The sequence below is a fragment of the Bradyrhizobium sp. Pha-3 genome (assembly GCF_042258325.1).
Lineage (GTDB): Bacteria > Pseudomonadota > Alphaproteobacteria > Rhizobiales > Xanthobacteraceae > Bradyrhizobium > Bradyrhizobium elkanii.
In genome coordinates this window covers 7,783,666-7,799,873 of record NZ_CP170151.1, presented here as the reverse complement: position 1 = coordinate 7,799,873, position 16,208 = coordinate 7,783,666, and the positions used below count along the sequence as shown (strand labels likewise).

The 16,208-nt window shown below is 65.2% G+C and carries 18 protein-coding genes; 7 read left to right on the top strand and 11 right to left on the bottom strand.

The window, feature by feature from the left end:
- Positions 1 to 71: 71 nt before the first annotated feature.
- Positions 72 to 1,049 (bottom strand): tripartite tricarboxylate transporter substrate binding protein, encoded by a 978-nt coding sequence (locus ACE10X_RS37200; RefSeq protein WP_038382247.1) that lies wholly within the window; start codon positions 1,047 to 1,049, stop codon positions 72 to 74.
- 255 nt (positions 1,050 to 1,304) lie between these two features.
- Entirely contained in the window at positions 1,305 to 1,688 is a 384-nt protein-coding gene (locus ACE10X_RS37195) for a nuclear transport factor 2 family protein (RefSeq protein ID WP_038382248.1), read from the bottom strand.
- 135 nt (positions 1,689 to 1,823) lie between these two features.
- On the opposite strand from ACE10X_RS37195, the gene ACE10X_RS37190 reads away from it, so the two are divergent.
- Positions 1,824 to 2,780, top strand: a complete 957-nt coding sequence (locus tag ACE10X_RS37190) for a LysR family transcriptional regulator (RefSeq protein ID WP_038382249.1) — start codon at positions 1,824 to 1,826, stop codon at positions 2,778 to 2,780.
- Between the two features lie 13 nt (positions 2,781 to 2,793).
- Here ACE10X_RS37190 and ACE10X_RS37185 read toward each other — a convergent pair whose 3' ends face one another.
- Both ACE10X_RS37185 and ACE10X_RS37180 read right to left on the bottom strand, forming a co-directional pair.
- Positions 2,794 to 3,750, bottom strand: a complete 957-nt coding sequence (locus tag ACE10X_RS37185; RefSeq protein ID WP_038382250.1) for a DMT family transporter — start codon at positions 3,748 to 3,750, stop codon at positions 2,794 to 2,796.
- A gap of 249 nt (positions 3,751 to 3,999) precedes the next feature.
- Complete coding sequence (locus ACE10X_RS37180) at positions 4,000 to 4,845, bottom strand: hypothetical protein (RefSeq protein ID WP_028343505.1); 846 nt, start codon at positions 4,843 to 4,845, stop codon at positions 4,000 to 4,002.
- 115 nt (positions 4,846 to 4,960) lie between these two features.
- Between ACE10X_RS37180 and ACE10X_RS37175 the strand changes: the two genes are divergently transcribed.
- Positions 4,961 to 5,362 carry a DUF1330 domain-containing protein gene (locus ACE10X_RS37175; RefSeq protein WP_375763624.1) on the top strand — a complete coding sequence of 134 codons (402 nt, stop codon included), beginning with the start codon at positions 4,961 to 4,963 and terminating at the stop codon, positions 5,360 to 5,362.
- Positions 5,363 to 5,505: 143 nt separating this feature from the next.
- Here ACE10X_RS37175 and ACE10X_RS37170 read toward each other — a convergent pair whose 3' ends face one another.
- Positions 5,506 to 6,120 carry a TetR/AcrR family transcriptional regulator gene (locus ACE10X_RS37170; RefSeq protein ID WP_375763623.1) on the bottom strand — a complete coding sequence of 205 codons (615 nt, stop codon included), beginning with the start codon at positions 6,118 to 6,120 and terminating at the stop codon, positions 5,506 to 5,508.
- A 75-nt stretch (positions 6,121 to 6,195) separates the two neighbouring features.
- Between ACE10X_RS37170 and ACE10X_RS37165 the strand changes: the two genes are divergently transcribed.
- Entirely contained in the window at positions 6,196 to 6,600 is a 405-nt protein-coding gene (locus ACE10X_RS37165) for a hypothetical protein (RefSeq protein ID WP_038382257.1), read from the top strand.
- 311 nt (positions 6,601 to 6,911) lie between these two features.
- On the top strand, positions 6,912 to 7,925 hold the full coding sequence (locus ACE10X_RS37160) for an IS5 family transposase (protein ID WP_304557374.1): 1,014 nt from the start codon (positions 6,912 to 6,914) through the stop codon (positions 7,923 to 7,925).
- Between the two features lie 174 nt (positions 7,926 to 8,099).
- Here ACE10X_RS37160 and ACE10X_RS37155 read toward each other — a convergent pair whose 3' ends face one another.
- The 5 genes from ACE10X_RS37155 to ACE10X_RS37135 form a co-directional block, all read right to left on the bottom strand.
- The gene (locus ACE10X_RS37155) at positions 8,100 to 9,254 is read right to left on the bottom strand and encodes an alpha-hydroxy acid oxidase (RefSeq protein WP_038382254.1); all 1,155 of its coding nucleotides are present in this window, start codon (positions 9,252 to 9,254) and stop codon (positions 8,100 to 8,102) included.
- A gap of 107 nt (positions 9,255 to 9,361) precedes the next feature.
- Entirely contained in the window at positions 9,362 to 10,171 is an 810-nt protein-coding gene (locus tag ACE10X_RS37150; RefSeq protein WP_038382255.1) for an MlaD family protein, read from the bottom strand.
- Positions 10,172 to 10,287: 116 nt separating this feature from the next.
- Positions 10,288 to 11,217, bottom strand: a complete 930-nt coding sequence (locus ACE10X_RS37145; RefSeq protein WP_038382256.1) for a DMT family transporter — start codon at positions 11,215 to 11,217, stop codon at positions 10,288 to 10,290.
- 218 nt (positions 11,218 to 11,435) lie between these two features.
- Positions 11,436 to 11,822: a hypothetical protein gene (locus ACE10X_RS37140; RefSeq protein WP_253625436.1), complete on the bottom strand. Its 387-nt coding sequence runs from the start codon at positions 11,820 to 11,822 to the stop codon at positions 11,436 to 11,438.
- A 413-nt stretch (positions 11,823 to 12,235) separates the two neighbouring features.
- Complete coding sequence (locus tag ACE10X_RS37135; protein ID WP_028333478.1) at positions 12,236 to 13,009, bottom strand: LuxR family transcriptional regulator; 774 nt, start codon at positions 13,007 to 13,009, stop codon at positions 12,236 to 12,238.
- A 78-nt stretch (positions 13,010 to 13,087) separates the two neighbouring features.
- On the opposite strand from ACE10X_RS37135, the gene ACE10X_RS37130 reads away from it, so the two are divergent.
- The 3 genes from ACE10X_RS37130 to ACE10X_RS37120 are packed head-to-tail and all read left to right on the top strand — an operon-like array spanning position 13,088 to position 15,325.
- Positions 13,088 to 13,744 (top strand): acyl-homoserine-lactone synthase, encoded by a 657-nt coding sequence (locus ACE10X_RS37130; protein WP_080583207.1) that lies wholly within the window; start codon positions 13,088 to 13,090, stop codon positions 13,742 to 13,744.
- Complete coding sequence (locus ACE10X_RS37125) at positions 13,704 to 15,068, top strand: cytochrome P450 (protein ID WP_375763622.1); 1,365 nt, start codon at positions 13,704 to 13,706, stop codon at positions 15,066 to 15,068. Before ACE10X_RS37130 ends, ACE10X_RS37125 begins: the two co-directional genes overlap by 41 nt.
- A 38-nt stretch (positions 15,069 to 15,106) precedes the next feature.
- Positions 15,107 to 15,325, top strand: a complete 219-nt coding sequence (locus ACE10X_RS37120) for a hypothetical protein (RefSeq protein WP_016842680.1) — start codon at positions 15,107 to 15,109, stop codon at positions 15,323 to 15,325.
- A 69-nt stretch (positions 15,326 to 15,394) separates the two neighbouring features.
- Here ACE10X_RS37120 and ybaK read toward each other — a convergent pair whose 3' ends face one another.
- Positions 15,395 to 15,877: a Cys-tRNA(Pro) deacylase gene (ybaK, locus tag ACE10X_RS37115; RefSeq protein WP_038382260.1), complete on the bottom strand. Its 483-nt coding sequence runs from the start codon at positions 15,875 to 15,877 to the stop codon at positions 15,395 to 15,397.
- Positions 15,878 to 16,208: the final 331 nt, after the last annotated feature.

Genomic DNA, 16,208 nt, shown 5'->3' with positions numbered 1-16,208 from the left:
ATGGACATCAACGTGATGCCCGGGCCTGGCCCGGGCATTCGTGTTTTAAGACGTGACGGACGACGCGCCGCCTACTGCTTCTCGATCCCGGCGTCGGCGATCAGCTTCTCCCACAGCACGAGCTGCTCCTTGAGGAATGCCTCGAACTCCTCGGGCGTACCGGAGAATGCCTCCATGCCGCGCTCGGCGAGCTGGCTCTTGATATCCGGCCGCTCGACGATCTTGCGGATCTCCGCATTCAGCCTGACCACGACGTCCTTCGGCATGTTGGCGGGGCCGAGATAGCCCTGCCATGAGGTGATATCGAAGCCCTTCACGGTGTCGTCCATCGTGGGCAGGTCCGGCAGCAGCGCCGACTTGCGCTTGGTGGTGACGGCGAGCGGCTTCAGCACCTTGGCGTTGACGTGCGGCAGCCCGGTCGGCACGTCGATGAACATCATCGAGATGCGGCCGGCGATGACGTCGGTCAGTGCCGGCGGCGAGCTCTTGTAGGGCACATGCAGAAGGTCGATGCCGGCGAGGCGCGCGAAGGTCGCGCCGGAGACGCTCGCCGACGACGAGCCGCTGGCGTAGCTGTACTTGCCCGGCTCCTTCTTGGCGAGCGCGATCAGCTCGGCGACCGAGTTCGCCGGGATGTCCGGATGGATCACCAGCATGAAGGGCAGGTCGCCGGTGCGCGCGATCGGCGTGAAATCCTTGATCGGATCGTAGTTCATGGTCTTGAGCAGATACGGATTGGCCGAGTGCGTCGTGTTCGTGGTGACGAACAGCGTGTAGCCATCGGGGGCGGAGCGGGCGACATAGTTCGCCGCGATCGAGCCGTTGGCGCCGGCCCGGTTGTCGATCACCATGCCGACGCCGAGCGCAACTCCGAGCTCCTTGGAGATCAGCCGTGTCGTGGTGTCGGTGCCGCTGCCGGCGGCGAACGGCAGCACCAGCGTGATGTTGCGGGTGGGATAGGTCTGGGCAAGTGCCGCCCCGGATATCGCCGCAAGCGCGGCGCCGGCCGCAGCCGCCAGGCAGCAATATCGTCTCAATCCCGCGATCATGTCGTCGTCCCCCCGCGCAGGCCCTGAACAGGCCCATTGCGGCCGAAGCTAGCCCGGCCGCCATGGCTGCGGAAGCCGTGCCGGGAGCAGCCTTTCGCCGCATGGCCACTCCCGGGCCGTCGCAAGCGCTACCGAAAATATCGAAAACAACCCCATGCAAAGGAGCCGGTGGCGGCCGGCGTGCGACCAGGCAACTTGACACGTCGGGCAAATCAGTGCCATTTTTCTAATATTCCGAAAATTGACCGTGCGGTGTTACGATCCAGCCGGGAAGACCTGCGCGACGTGAAACGCCTTGGTGGTGATGAGCCACCTGCCGTCGATCCGATGAAACACCAGATGGTCGATGAAGCCGGTTTGGCCGGCCCTGACGCGCACCTTGGCGATGACCAGATCGGGCGCGGTCTGGTCGATGCTGATGATGGCCTCCTCGCGCGGCGATTTCATCGAGGCCGGCGAGGGACGGCTGCGGATGAAGTCGCGGAATTCCGCGGCCGACCGCACCGTGTGCTTGCCGTCCCGGATGCCGTGCACGATGCAGGCATCGGCGAAGACGTCGCGGAACCGGCTATCGTCGACGTCGTACATCAGGTCGAAATATCCATCGATCGCGGACGCGATGGCCTGGATGTCGCTCATTGCAAAATCTCCTTGGCGGATGATGTGGCGGTGGCTGCACCGGATCGAACCGGTGATCTGCGCCGACAGTGGCCGATATGGTGGCGGAGTGCTACGACTGGGCGGTCATCTCTTGGATGACTGAAAGGCATCGGCATGGACGAAGTTGACGGTCGGCTGGTTGGCGGCCTGGTGGTCCTCGCGGCGCTGGCGGATGCGCGCAGTTTTGGCCGGGCTGCCGAACGGCTCGGCATGACGCAATCCGGGGTCAGCAAGGCGATCGCGAAGCTCGAGGCGCGCCTCGATGCCAGGCTGGTTCACCGCACGAGCCGCGCCGTCGAGCTCACCGAGGAAGGACGCGCGCTGTATGAGCGGGTTGCCGCGCATCTGGCGGGGATCGGCGAGGCGGCGGCGGAGACCTCGAAATCGCGCGATGCGGTTCGCGGCAGGCTGCGTGTCAATGTCGACCCGCTGTTCTCCCGCATGGTGCTGTCGCCGAAGCTGAGCGAGTTCCTGCTGCAGAATCCAGGCATGGAGCTGCGTATCGAGACCCGCGACCGGATCGCGGATCTGGTCAGCGACGGTTTTGATCTGGCGGTGCGTTTCGGCGAGCCGACGCCGTCGGCGCTGATTGCGCGTCGCGTGCTCGATACGCGCGTGCTCACCGTGGCCTCGCCGATCTATCTCGAACGACACGGCCGGCCGCTTGATCCGCGGGAGCTGGCAAGCCGCGACCATCAGTGCATCCAGGCAATCGACGCGGCGACCGGGCGTCCGTTCGATTGGGAGTTTCGGCGCGGCGGCGAGATCGTGCCGGTCGCGGTCAACGGGCGGCTGACCGTGACCGATTCGGGAACCAAGCTCGGCGCTTGCCTGGCCGGCTTCGGCATCGCGCAGGTGATCGATCTCGGCCTCGACGATCACCTGAGGAGCGGCGCGCTGATCGAGCTGTTTCCGGATTGGCCCGACGAGCGTTTTCCGCTCTACGTCTATTACGCCTCGCGCAACCACGTGCCGGCCAAGGTGAGGCGGTTCATCGACTTCATCACGGAAACGCTGGCGGCAAAGTCACATTCGCCGCGCAAATCCGCCGGCTTGCGCAAGGCAGGCTAGCGATCTCTCGGCGTCAGCCAGGCTTCGCGGAGCCTTTGGCCGATCCTTGCCGCGAGGCGATGATGACGCCGGCGAGCACCAGCGCGTAGCCGATCAGATGGAACGGCGCGAGCGTCTCGCCGAGCAGCAGGATTGCCATCGCCGAGCCGAACACCGGCACCAGATGGAAGAACGGCGCGGCGCGGTTCGGGCCGATCAGCGCGACGCCGCGGTTGAAGAACAGATAGGCGAGCGTGGACGGGAAGATCAGCGTGTAGCCCAGCGTGGCAAAGGTCAGGACGTCGAGCTTCAGCGTCACGCCGTTTAAGAATTCCCAGGCCGCCACCGGCAGCAGCATCAGCGCACCGCAGCAGGTGGTGAACGAGATCAGCGAGAGCTGATGGATTTTAGGCCGCCGCGGGATCAGCGCCGAATAGAGCCCGAACGACACCAGCGAGGCGCCGAACATGATGTCGCCGCGGTTGAAGCGGATGCCGGCGAGCGCCGAGAAGTCGCCGCGCAGGATGATGGTCAGCACACCGGCCAGCGAGATCGCGATGCCGGCAAGCTGCGCCGGCGTCAGCCGAACGCCGAACAGGATCAGCGACCACAGCGCCACGAACAGCGGCCCCGCCGACTGGATCAACAGCGCATTCAACGCCTCGGTGTACTGCATCGCCCAGTACGAGATCGCGTTGTTGAAGGCGAAGCCGACCGCGGACAACAGCAGCATCAGCGGCAGGGCGCTGCGCAGCTTCGGCCAGTCCTGTTTCAGGTGCGGCCAGGCGAACGGCAACAGGATCAGGAAGACGCCGAACCAGCGGATCGTGGTCAGCGTGACCGGCGGCACATGGCTGCCGACATGCCGCGCCAGCACGATGTTGGCGGCCCAGAACAGCGACGTCAGGCTGAGCAGCAGATAGGGCTGATTATTGAGCCAGCTGAGCGGCGAGCGGCGTGGCGTTGTGGCGGGTGCGGGCAAAGCGGTCATTATTGGGCGGATGTTGTGCCCGAATCCGCCGCCGCGACAAGACGAAAGAGCGGATTGGAGCCATGCGCACCGTGCCATCACCGCAGAACACGACGTCGAATGCAGAACTATCCCCGTCACCCTGAGGAGCGCGAAGCGCGTCTCGAAGGGTCGACGGCCCGGCTGGTGGCCGTCGACCCTTCGAGACGGCCGCGTTGCGGCCTCCTCAGGGTGACGGGAATAGGTATTGCGCGTGTCTCGGATACCAGCCTATTTCTGCGGCCCCGACAGCGAGATGTCGCGCTCGGCGCGAAACACGTTGCTGTAGAGATTGGCGATCCATTGCCGTCCGCTCGAGGTGATGTTGAGGTGGCGGATCGCCTTCTGCACATGCGGTGCGACGCTGTCCCAGTAGAACCGCGGATAGAGGTCGACGAGATCGGCCGGCGAATTGTAGCCGAGCTGGCGGTTCAGTCCGGCCTCCTCGAATTCGAGGTAGAGCGCGTTGGCCTTGCGGATGTAGTGGGGATCGCCGAGCTGCCCGATCAGATCGGCGGCCCGCAGCAAGGTGGCCTCCTCGCCGAAATCCTCATCGTCATCAGGGGCACTGAGCGGAAAGCGGGTGCCCTCGATGGCGCGCGCGATGCGTTCCTTGTCAAGCAGGGTGACGCCCTTGAGCCGCTCCATCACGAAAATCTTGGAGCGGTCGACGTGATAGGACATCAGCGCCGCATCCGACGAGCCGCGCGGCAGGATGATCTTGCGGCCATCGGCACCGACCAGATAGCCGCTCTGGTCGTCGGCCTCGAACAGTCCGCGCACATAGCCGATGTCATGGGTGAGGCAGGCGATGATGACATGGGCATAATCTTCGGCGCTCATGTGCGAGTGCAGCGCGCGGCCGCGCAGGATGTCGTGGCCGGCCAGCGTCACCAGCATGGTGTGCTCGACATTGTGATAGAGCGCGTCGCTGTTGCCGATGCATTCGAGCGCGATCCGCGCGATCGAGGGCACCATTTCGACCAGCTGGGTCTGCGAAGAGCCGAACCGGCGCTGCATGTACTCGCCGAGGAATTTGCCGAGCGCGTCGGCCGCTAGTTCTGGAAGGGTCATCACGGCCTTGACCTCCGAGAGCTGGCCTGAGCTTACGGCCCGGCGGTATTTCAGGCTAGTCCCGCGATGTGACATAATCGTTGCGGCCAGACCGATGTGCCTTGGGCGGGAGCGGGTGATGGGTGTCGATCTCTTGAACGTCAAAGGCTTGAACGAGCTGGACCGCGAGGCGCCGGTCGTGATGGTCAATCTGATGCGGTTTCGCGCGCGGTCGCTCGACGGCGACGGCTCGGGCTGGGAGGCCTATTTGCGCTACAGCGCGCTCACCGTCCCGATGATCAAGGCGCGCGGCGGCACGCTGCTGTGGACCGGCAGCGCCGAGACTGTCGCGCTGGGCGAGCCGGCCGGCCAGCGCTGGGATTATCTCGCGCTGGTCTACTACCCGAGCGTCGCCGCCTTCATCGACATGATGACCTCGGCCGACTACGAAGACCGCTGCGACCCGCACCGCCGCAACGGCTGCGAGGAGCACGTCATCATCGCGACGCGCGAGGCCTACAGCAAGTTCAAGGTGGGGTGAGGGGATTTGGCGCGAACTTTCGTGATGGAGGTCGTGCGCTCATATCTGTCCCCGTCACCCTGAGGAGGCCGCAACGCGGCCGTCTCGAAGGGGCGACGGCCCGACTGTGGCCGATTCATCCTTCGAGACGCGCTACGCGCTCCTCAGGATGACGGGTTTGATAAGTCAGCAAGCGCCGCGTGGCAGGCGCTCTGCACGACACGGCAGACTTCATCCCCCGACCGCCCCGCGCTCAGCGAGGCGAAGGTCGGATAGCTCGTCAGCGCGAAGATCAGGTCGACCGCGTCCTTGCGCGCCTGCGGCGATGCATGCCTGCCCGCGATCCGGTCGACCAATGCGGTGATGCCGCGGCGGCGGCGCTCGTTGCGCTCGCGCACGGCCTCGGCGAATTCGGGATCGGTCGCCATCGCGTCGTGCAGCCGGCCGACCGCGGAATCCCGGCTCCAGAATCCGCAGAAGATCTCGACCATCCGGTCGAGCGCGGCGCGCGGATCGGCCATCGTCATGGCGTCGGCGAGCTGATGCAGCCCGCCATGGCGCGCGATCTCGTCGAACACGGCCTCGAGCAGCCCGCGCCGCGAGCCGAACTGGTTGTAGACGGTCAGCCGGGTCACGCGGGCCGCCTTGGCCACGGTATCCAACGAGAAGCGCGCGATGCTCTCCTCGCGCAATGTGCGCGAGGCGGCCTCGATCACGCGCTCGCGGGTCTCGGCGGCGGCGGCGCTGCGCGCCGGGCTCACATAGCTGCGCGGCGGCATCGGTTTGCCTTGCTTTCGTCAGATTGACTATACATTATGTTTATCTAATTTCCAATGCCCGTTTGGAGCGACATCATGCAGACCGCCCTCATCATAGCGCTGTCCCTTCACGTCCTGTCATCGGTGTTTTGGGCCGGCTCGAGCTTCACCTTGGCGCGCACCGGCGGCCTCGGCGGCGAAAAGTTGCTGTTTCCGCAAATCGGCGCCGCGACGGTCGCGATCGTGACCGGCGCCACGCTCTGGCGACTGGTTCATGAAGGCTCGTTCGGGCTGTCGGAGCAGATTTTGGCCGGTGGCGCGATCGCAGCACTGGCCGCGATCGCCGTGCAGATCATCGTCGGCGGCGGCGCGGTCCGGCAGCTGCGCAATGATGCCGGCGATACGTCAGCCGCACGCTCGCGCCTGGCGGTCGCCCAGCGCATCGCCGCCGCCCTGCTCGCCATCACCGCGCTCTGCATGGGCGCGGCGCGCTATGCGTGATGGTTTCTTACCTCTTCCGCTTGCGGGCAGGGCAATCGCATATGACCCTTCGGCTGCTGCGGTGGTAACTCGGCCTCGTGGTTCGAGACGCGCCGCAAGCGGCGCTCCTCACCATGAGGGTCCACTATTTTGCCGCAAAACAAGATCCTCATCCTGAGGAGCCCGCCGAAGGTGGGCGTCTCGAAGGATGGCCGCGAGGACGCTGCCCGACAGATTTCTTTCCATATGCGATTGCCCTCCCCCACAAGCGAGGGCTTTGCGCAAAGGCGAATCTGCGATTCTCTAGGACCGATCTGAAGGGGGAGGCGGGGATGGCGTATCGGCAGGTTGGTCAAGCGAGCTTCGCAGATGCGCTGGTGTCGCGGCGGGGGAAAGGGAGTTCGGTGCTGAGGCGGATTGGCGAGCTGGTCGATTGGGCGGCTGTGGAGTGCGTGCTGCGCAGCCTTGCTGAACCGGAGCGTGGAGCGCCGCCCTATCCACGGCTGGTGATGTTCAAGGCGTTGTTGTTGCAGCAATGGTATGGGTTGTCTGATCCGGAGCTGGAGGAGGCGCTCGATGATCGGGCCTCGTTCCGCGAATTCTGCGGCTTTGTGCTCGGTGACGAGACGCCCGACCACACGACGATCTGGCGCTTCCGCGAAGCTTTGCAGCAGGCCGCTCTGGAGGAGAGGCTGTTCGGCGAGATCCTGCGCCAGATCGACGCGCGCGGGCTGGTGCTGCGCCGGGGCACCTTGATCGATGCGAGCCTGATCCCGGCGGCGGTGAAGCCGCCGAAGCCGCCGAAAGACCCGCTGCCGCTCGGCCCGGACGGCCGTGCGCCGAGCAAGCTGGTCAACAGCGAGCGGGATGCGGATGCGCGATGGACCAAGAAGGGTGGCAAGCGGTACTTCGGCTACAAGGCGCATGTCGGCGTCGACCAGGGCTCGGCGATCATCCGTCGCAGCAAGCTGACCGACGCCGCGGTCAACGACACGGTGCCGGCCGACGAGTTGATCTGCGGCGACGAGAAGGCGGTCTACGCTGACCAGGCCTATGACAAGCACGAGCGCCGCGCCCTCCTCGCGGCCCGGGGCATCAAGCCGCGGCTGATGTTCCGGCCCAACAAGCATCATCCCCTGACCGCGCGTCAGAAGCGCTTCAACGACGCCGTGGGACGGCGCCGCGCCCCGGTCGAGCAGGTCTTCGCGCGCCTCAAGGGCGTCTATGGCTGGGCGCGCGCTCGCTATCTGGGCTTGGCACGCAATCAGACCCATCTGCATCTTCTCTGCCTCGCCATGAACCTCAAACGATGGGCAATGCTGCGTCCAGCGGGAGTTGCGCTGTGACCGCCGCTCCGCAATGCCGTCAATCGGCCGCCCAAACCAAGCTGTCCACTCCCCCGCGCCCCCAGAAGCCACGCAAAAAAAGGCCTGACACTGGCCTGCACTCGCGCACGCCCGATTGCGCAAAGCCCTCGCTTGCGGGGGAGGGGACGTAGTCCCGTTGCGGATGCAATCGTCTCAGAACTTCCGCACCAGGTCCGGGGTGATCTCTTTCAGGCTGCGGATGCCGAGCAGCGCGAGATCGCGGTCGATCTCGGCATGCAGGAGCGAGATCGCGCGCGCCACGCCGGCCTCGCCCGCGACCACGGCGGCATAGAGGAACGGCCGACCGACCCAGACGAAATCCGCACCGAGTGCCAGCGCCTTGATCACGTCGGTGCCGCGGCGGATGCCGCCGTCGACCATCACGGTCATGTTGCCCTTTTGCGCCGCGATCTCCGGCAGCGTGCGCAAGCCGGCGACGGTGTAGTCGAGCTGACGGCCGCCATGGTTGGAGACCATGACGCCGTCGCAGCCATGCTCGCGCGCCAGCCGGGCGTCTTCCGGCGCGATCAGTCCCTTGACCACGAGCTTGCCGCGCCAGCGCTTGCGGATCAGCTCGACATGCTTCCAGGCCAGCTGGTCGCGGCTGCCGATGTTGCGCATCAAATTCTTGGACAGCACCGGCGGGCCCTGCTTGGCGTCCATGTTCTCGAAATGCGGCATGCCGTGATTGAACACGGTGCGCGCCCAGGTGTTGAGCAGCCAGTCGGGATGGGTGATGGTGTCCCAGAACACCCGCGGCGTGATCTCAAGCGGCACCTGGAAGCCGTTGCGGATGTTGTTCTCGCGGTTGGGCGGCACCGGCACGTCGGCGGTGACGACGAAGGTGTCGTAGCCGGCGGCGGCGACGCGATCGACCAGCGGCTCGATCCGCTCGGGAAGGCCGGCGAGATAGGCCTGGTACCAGGCCAAAGGATTGGCGGCGCGAACGTCCTCCAGCGTGATCAGCGAGGAGGCCGAGAGGATCATCGGGATGTTGGCGCCGGCCGCAGCGCGCGTCAGCACGATGTCGCCGCGATAGGCGCACAGGGCAGAGGAGCCCATCGGCGGAATGCCGAACGGCGAGGCGTAGCTCTTGCCGAACAGCGTCGTGGACTGGTCGCGGCCGGAGACGTCCTGCAGCACCCGCGGCACGAAGCCGTATTCCTCGAACGCCCGGCGATTGTCGGTGCGGGCCATATCGGTCTCGGCGCCGCCCGAAATGTACCCGTAAAGGAATTTCGGCAGCAGCCGCCGCGCCTGCGGTTCGAAATCGTCGAGCGTGAGATAGCGCCGCAGATGCCGCGGCACGGCGGGTGCTGCGCGGTTGACGGTTACGGGAGGCGGAGAGGGGGCTGCGGTCCGGTCGTGCACGTTGAGCGTTTCCGTTGTTCTTGGTTCTTGGTCGGAAAGTCAGACTAGCGCCTGCCGGCGGGCCCGACAAATCTCTCGTTGAACTTGTTGACGGACTGGTTGACGTCGCTGAGCGTCTTGCGGGTCTCGGCGATCATGGCGCCGGATTTCTTGTCGAAGCTCTGGATCAGTTCGCGCAGCGAGATCACGGTCGGCAGCAGCTCGCCGCCATATTTGTCGCTGCCGAAGCTCTTCAGGAACTTGTCGGCCGCGGTCATCTTGGCGTCGACCGCGCTGATCCCGTCGTCGGCGGCGTCGATGAAGCCGGCGATCAGCTCGCCATTGCCGGACAGCGAGTTGGTGAAGTTCTCGAGCCCGAGCAGCGAGTCCTTGATGTCAGCCTCGTTCTCGCTGATGACGCGGTCGACATTGCGCAGCGCGACCCGCAGCTTCTCCTGGATTCCCATCGTGCCTTCGGCGTCGGCCGTCAGCTCGGGAATGCCGTCGGCGCCGAGCGTCGGCGGCGGAGCATCGTCGGTGCCGCCGGTGAAGGAGATCGAGGCGATCCCGGTCAGGCCCTGGAATTCGAGGCCGGCCTGGGTGTCCTTCTTGATCGGGGCGTTGCCTTCGATCCGCGTCATCGCCACCACGCGGTGCCGGTCGAGCCTGATCGAGACCACCTCGCCGATCCGCACGCCGGCGAAGTTGACGCTGCCGCCGCGGCGCAGGCCGGAGGCCGAGCCCTCGAAGATGACGCGGAACGGCACCATCCGCTTGATACCGGCATAGCGCTGATAGCCCAGCCAGCCGCCGAGCGAGCCGGCGATCAGGGCCAGCGTCAGGGTGCCGATCAAGAGATTGCTGGCGCGCGCCATGCGTAAAACCCGTCTGCGAAGCAGACTTCCACAGATAGCGGATTTGCCGCCGATAGTCACCGCACCTGACCCCACCTCTCCCTCTCCCCGTAAGAACGGGGAGAGGGAGAGGAGAATTACGCACTCTGCCTCCGCGACGCCGCGAAGACGCCGGCCAGCACCAGCGCGAAGCCGATGAAATGGAAGGCCTGCGGATGCTCGCCGATGAACACGATCGACATGATGGTGCCGAACACCGGAACCATGTGGAAGAACGGCGCGGCGCGGTTGGCGCCGATCAGCTGCACACCGCGGTTGAAGCACAGATAGGCCAGTGTCGAGGGGAACACCGCGACATAGAACAGCGACAGCAGATTGTTGATCGTGAGCTGCATCACCGGACGCGCGCCGAGTTCCCAGATGTAGAGCGGGATCAGGACCAGCGCGCCGCAGCCGAAGGTGAAGGCGGCGACCGACAGGCCGTGGATTTTGGGCCGCTTCAGGGTCAGCACCGAATACAGCGCGAAGATCACCAATGCGACGATGAAGATCAGATCGCCCTTGTTGAACTCGATCTTCGACAGCGTCGTGAGATCGCCGTGCAGCAGGATCACCAGCACGCCGGCGAGCGACAGCAGCACGCCGAATAATTGTGCCAGCGTCAGCCGTGCGCCGAGCAGGATCAGCGACCACAGCGCGACCACCAGCGGTGCCGCCGATTGCAGCAGCAGCGTGTTGAGCGCCTGGGTGTGCTCCAGCGCCCAGTATTGCAGCGTGTTGAAGGCGCTGATGCCGGTGATCGACATCAGCACCATGATGCCGAGATTGCTGCGGATCACGGGCCAGTCGCGGACGAGGTGCTTCCAGGCGAACGGCAGGATGATCAGGAAGGCCGCCGACCAGCGCAGGAACGACAGCGTCACCGGCGGAATGTGGCCGGCGGCGAGGCGACCGACGATCGCATTGCCGGCCCAGCACGTCGCGGTGATGCAGAGCAGCAGATAGGGCTGGTTGGCGATCCAGGAGCCGGCCGCAGGCGTTGATGTGGTGGAATCGGAGGCAGACATAAAGAGGGCCCGGGTTCACGACGCCGCGGCCTGCCCGGCTGGCACCGCCGGGCCGGTATGGATCTCCCCGGCTCGGATCACAGACACGGATTCCGCCATTCCATCAATGGGGATAGACGCATCGCGACCATGCGCGAAGACCCCTTCACCAAGGCAACATGGCGGCGCTTGGCAGGGGCAGCCCCGCACCGGTCGCGCAGGGAATCGAACGCCTGGTCTTAGCCGGTCTCTGGCGGCGTGGTCTGGCGCTTGACGATCTGCTCGGCGAGCTCGATCAGGATCCGCTTGGTGTCGGGGTCCTGCACGTCGCGAAACACCCGCAGCATGCGCAGTTCGAGCAGGGACTGCAGCGATTCCGCCGTCTGTCCGGCTTGCGCCGGCGCTGCCGTGACCGGCCGGCGATTGAGGATGTCGGCGGCGATTCCGAGCATCTCGGCTACGGTCGCCAGGCGACCGGTATCGATTTTCACCGTGCCGTCGACGCCGTTCTTTTGCAGGGAGGCGCCGGCGCACAGGATCTCGGCGAGATCCGCCTGCGACAGCCCGATTGCGCGCCAGCGCGCCTGCACCAATTGGTCGATCTGGTCGTCCTGTGATGTGCTCATGATGCGTTCAGACCATCTCCAGCTAGGTCCGTGGACAGCATTTCCGCTACGAAAGTTGGTAGCAAATGAACCAGCGGTTCGTCGCGATGGGACTTCTACGGATCATGCGGCTGGACAACGGGTCCTGCCGTACCGGGCAACGTGCAGGATGATCCGCGTCTCTACGCCAGCCGGGCAGTCGCGCCGGACGGGCACCGGAGCGCGCACCCATGGTCTGGGATGCGCGCGTCAGCGTCATCCGGCCCTGGCCTTATTATCAAGACCATGCGCGAATGCAATCAGGGGGCGACCGGGAAGATCAACCCAACCCGGATGTGTGACCGCGCCACAGATCGCGGTGTTTGGTCCTGGCTGGGCGATGCGGTCGGCATGGCGGCAACCCCGGGAGCGCCGCGATGGCTGCGCGGCGCCGCTCACAAATCGATGATCCCGAGCGCGATGCTCTTGGCCACCCCGTGGGTCTTGTTGGATGCCTCGAGCTTGCGCAGCGCCTGCTTGATGAAGCCTTCCACCGTCTCCGGCGAAATGCCGAGGATCTGCGCGGTGTCGGCCACGGTCTTGCCGCGCGCCGCCCAGGCGATCACTTCCTTTTCCCGCCCGGTGAGCTTGATGGTCTCGGCGGCGTCCGCGGGCTTGAGGATGGTCGGCGCGTTGCGCTGGTCGCGGTTGACGATATCCATCGCCCGCTGCACCCAGTAGATCATCAACAGATGCAGTTCATGGCGATGGCAGACGAACAGCTTGTCGAAGTCGCGCGGCTTGTCTTCCCAGAAGAACACCGTCGAGCTCGAATGCACGGCGCCAAGCCGGTCGCGATAGTGGAACGGCACGACAAAGCCGTCCTTGAATCCGAACTCCCGGGCGGCATCCATCGTCTTGACCTCGGGCGGTCGCTTGCGTCCGCTTCGCTCCGGCAGCTTCAGGCTGCTCCAGCTGAACGGCGTGTTGGTGCGTCGTGACCGCGCCAGTGCCGGATCGGCATGAACGAACTCGTTCTGCACATACGCCCGCTTCCAGGCGTCGGGAAATGTGCCGATATGGTAGGGCAGATCAAGGTCGGGCCGGCCGGCATCGACAAAGGCAAAGCCCGAGAAGCCGTAATTCTGGACAACGCGATGCAATGACGAGCTGAGCTCGTCGATGGTATCCGACGCCTCGATGGTCGAAATCGCGTCTACCAGGCCCATTACTAAAACCCCCGGTTTCCGGGGGTACCACAGTTAACCCCTTTCGTTCCAGATGTTCTGCATTTGGAGGAAAGGATAATGCCGCATTTATTGGACGGCTATCATGCACTCATCACCAGGGAAGAGCTTGACCCGGCGCATGTCGGGGCGATGTTGCGGCTGCGCAAACGCCTGTTCGTCGATCATTGCGGCTGGCTTCTGACCACGGTCGGGGATGCCGAACGCGATCAGTTCGACTGCTGGTATACCGAGCACTGCCTGTTGTTCTCCGGCGTCGAACTCGTCGGCGGCTTCCGGGCGATCCGCACCGATTATCCCTACCTCACCGCGTCGGTCTTCCCGCAGCTTGCGGTGCGCCGCTTTCCGAGCCGTCGCGATGCCTGGGAGATCAGCCGCTTCGGCGTGCTGCCTGGTGTCGCGAGGTCGCAGACCGCACGCGTGACCTATGCGCTGATGTTCCGCTTCGCGGAGCTGCGCGGAGCGAAGGCGCTGGTGGCGCTGGCCGACCTCTCCTATGAGCGTTTTCTCACCCGCATGGACATCCGCACCCGCCGCTACGGCCCGCCGCAGGTGATCGGCAATGATCGCATGGGCCGCCCGCTGACGGCGCTCGCCGGAGAAATCCCGCTCGGTCTCGCCGCCAATCCCGGCCTGACCAAATTCCTCGACCTTGGACGGCAATTGGAGATCCACGATGCCTCACATGTTCTCGGACGTTCGAGCATTCCAGCGTGATCCGCTGCGTCTGCTGTTGACGCGCGGCAACGAGTCCGCGCCGGGGCTGGTGCCGCTGCGGCTCGGTCCTGCGCCCGTCTTCCTGGTGAACGATCCCGATCTGCTGCGCCCGATCCTGAAGGCGCCGGAGACCGACATCGGCAAGGGCAAGCTGATCAAGAAGCTTTCGCCGGTGCTCGGCCGCAGCTCGCTGATGCTGAGCGGCGAGGAGCACAAGCCGCGGCGGGCGGCGCTGCAGAAGCACATGGCCAAGGGCAGCGTCGAGAAATTCCTGCCGCATATGTGCGCCGAGATCCGCGCGGTCGGCGCCAGCCTGGCGCGGCTCGGATCGTTCGATCCGCACCATGTCACCGCAATGCTGGCGCTGCGGACGATCTGCGTCGCGATCTTCGGCTCCCAGGTGATGTCGTCCGGCGACGAGGAAGCCCTGGTTCAGGCGGTGGGCGCGATCGAGGACGATCTGGCGGAAGAGATGTTCCGCGCGTTGCCGTTCGGTCCGGTGGCCTGGTATCGGCGGCGCAAGAACCGGGTCTGTGCCAAGCTTGCGATGTCGACGGTGGTGCAACGCCTGCGCCGCAAAGCCGGCTCGAGCAGCGCGCTGCGCGATCTCGAGGCGCTCGGCCTGACCGATCGCGATCTCGAGGACGAGATCCTGACATTGCTGCTGGCCGGCCATCACACCACAGGTTCGACTGCGGCGTGGATGTTCTACCAGATGGCTGCCGACCCCGCCCTGATGGACGAGATTGCCGACGAGGCGGCGGAGTGCCTCGGCGACGACGGCGAGTTGCGACTTGACGCGGTGAAGCGCGCCAATCTGAGCGCGACGCTGGTCAAGGAGGTCTGCCGGCTCTACCCCAGCGCCTGGTGGTTCTCGCGCGAGGTGATGCAGCCGGTGACGATCGGCGGGCGCGATCTCAAGGTCGGCACATCGCTTCTGATCTGCCCCTGGCAGCTGCAGCGCGACCCCAGGCATTTCGAGGATCCGGACCGCTTCCTGATGACGCGGCGCTACAACACCGACGCCTACATCCCGTTCGGCGCCGGCCCACGCGCCTGCGCCGGGATGGGGGTTGCGATGCTCGAGCTGCAACTGCTCGCGCTCGAGATCGCCGCGGCCTATCGCTTCACCGGCGTCAGCCCGAATCCGGCGCCGTGGCCGAAAGCCTCGGTGACGCTGATTCCCCCGCCGATGACCATCGACATCGAAGTCCGCGAGACGCCCTCGCGCATCCCGCATCTCGGCGAGGAAGCCGAGCATCTGCCGTACATCCCAGCCGTGGGTGCGGCGTCCATCAGCACACTACAATCGGTATCCCAATGACAACTCAGCTAACAACGGCCAGCGCCGGGCAAAGGGCCATGGATCAAGTGCAAGTGCGCAGTTTGCGCGACGTCATCGCTGTCCTGATCGAGCAGCGCAGCATCGTGAGGGCGGCCGGCGCGAGCTTTGCCGCGCATCTGCTCGACCTCGCGATCATGCAGCTGCGGCTCAACGTCAACGATATTACGGCGGAGGAATTATCCGGTCTGTCCGACTTCGTCGGCGCGGAGTTCATGAGGGACAAATCCTCGCACTGATCGCGGCGATCGGTCTTCGGATCGGTCTCGCGCAGGTTCAGTCTTGCGCAGGTTCAGTCTTGCGCAGGTTCAGTCTTGCGTCGCCACCAGCGGCTTCATCATGGCGCCGGCGGCAAGCGCGGCGTCGTTCGGGTCGATCTCGATCTGCAGGCCGCGCTGGCCGCCATTGACGAAGACCGTGACGTGGGTGAGGGCGGTCTCGTCGATCGCGGTCGGGACCTTTTTCTTCTGGCCGAACGGGCTGATGCCGCCGACATGATAGCCGGTCAGCCGTTCGGCATCGGCCGGGCGCATCATCTTGGCCGACCTGCCGCCGAGGGCGGCGGCAAGCTTCTTCATGCTGACCTCGCAGTCGGATGGCACCACGGCGCAGACCGGCTTGCCGTCGACCTCCGCCATCAGCGTCTTGAGCATGCGATTCGGGTCGACGCCGAGCGCCTCGGCCGCTTGCAGCCCGATGCTCTCGGCGCTGGAATCGTAGACATAGGTGTGAAGCTTGAAGGCAATGCCCAGCTTGCGCAGCGCCATCGTCGCTTGTGTCGAATTGGGCATGGACCCTGCCGGTTAATCTAGGTGAATGATCGCCGTAATAGGAGTTGCGATCAATCCGCAGCACGTCTGGCGTCACGTTGCCGTAACATTAAATTCCCGCCAGCCTGGCGCGGCCGGGCGCAGCATGGAATTTAATGGGGATATCAAAGGGTTGTAGCTCGTCTAAAAGGCGTAAACGGGCCCCTTCTTGCTTGCGCAGCCGAGCCGCTTCCTTTATCCGGTAGGCGCCTTGCGTGCGCGCGGCCGGGCGCCGCGATTTAGGCTGGGCATATCATGCAGGTCGCTGTGGGCGGACGCGTTTTCGCCGCGATCATGGTCTGAAAACACCTGA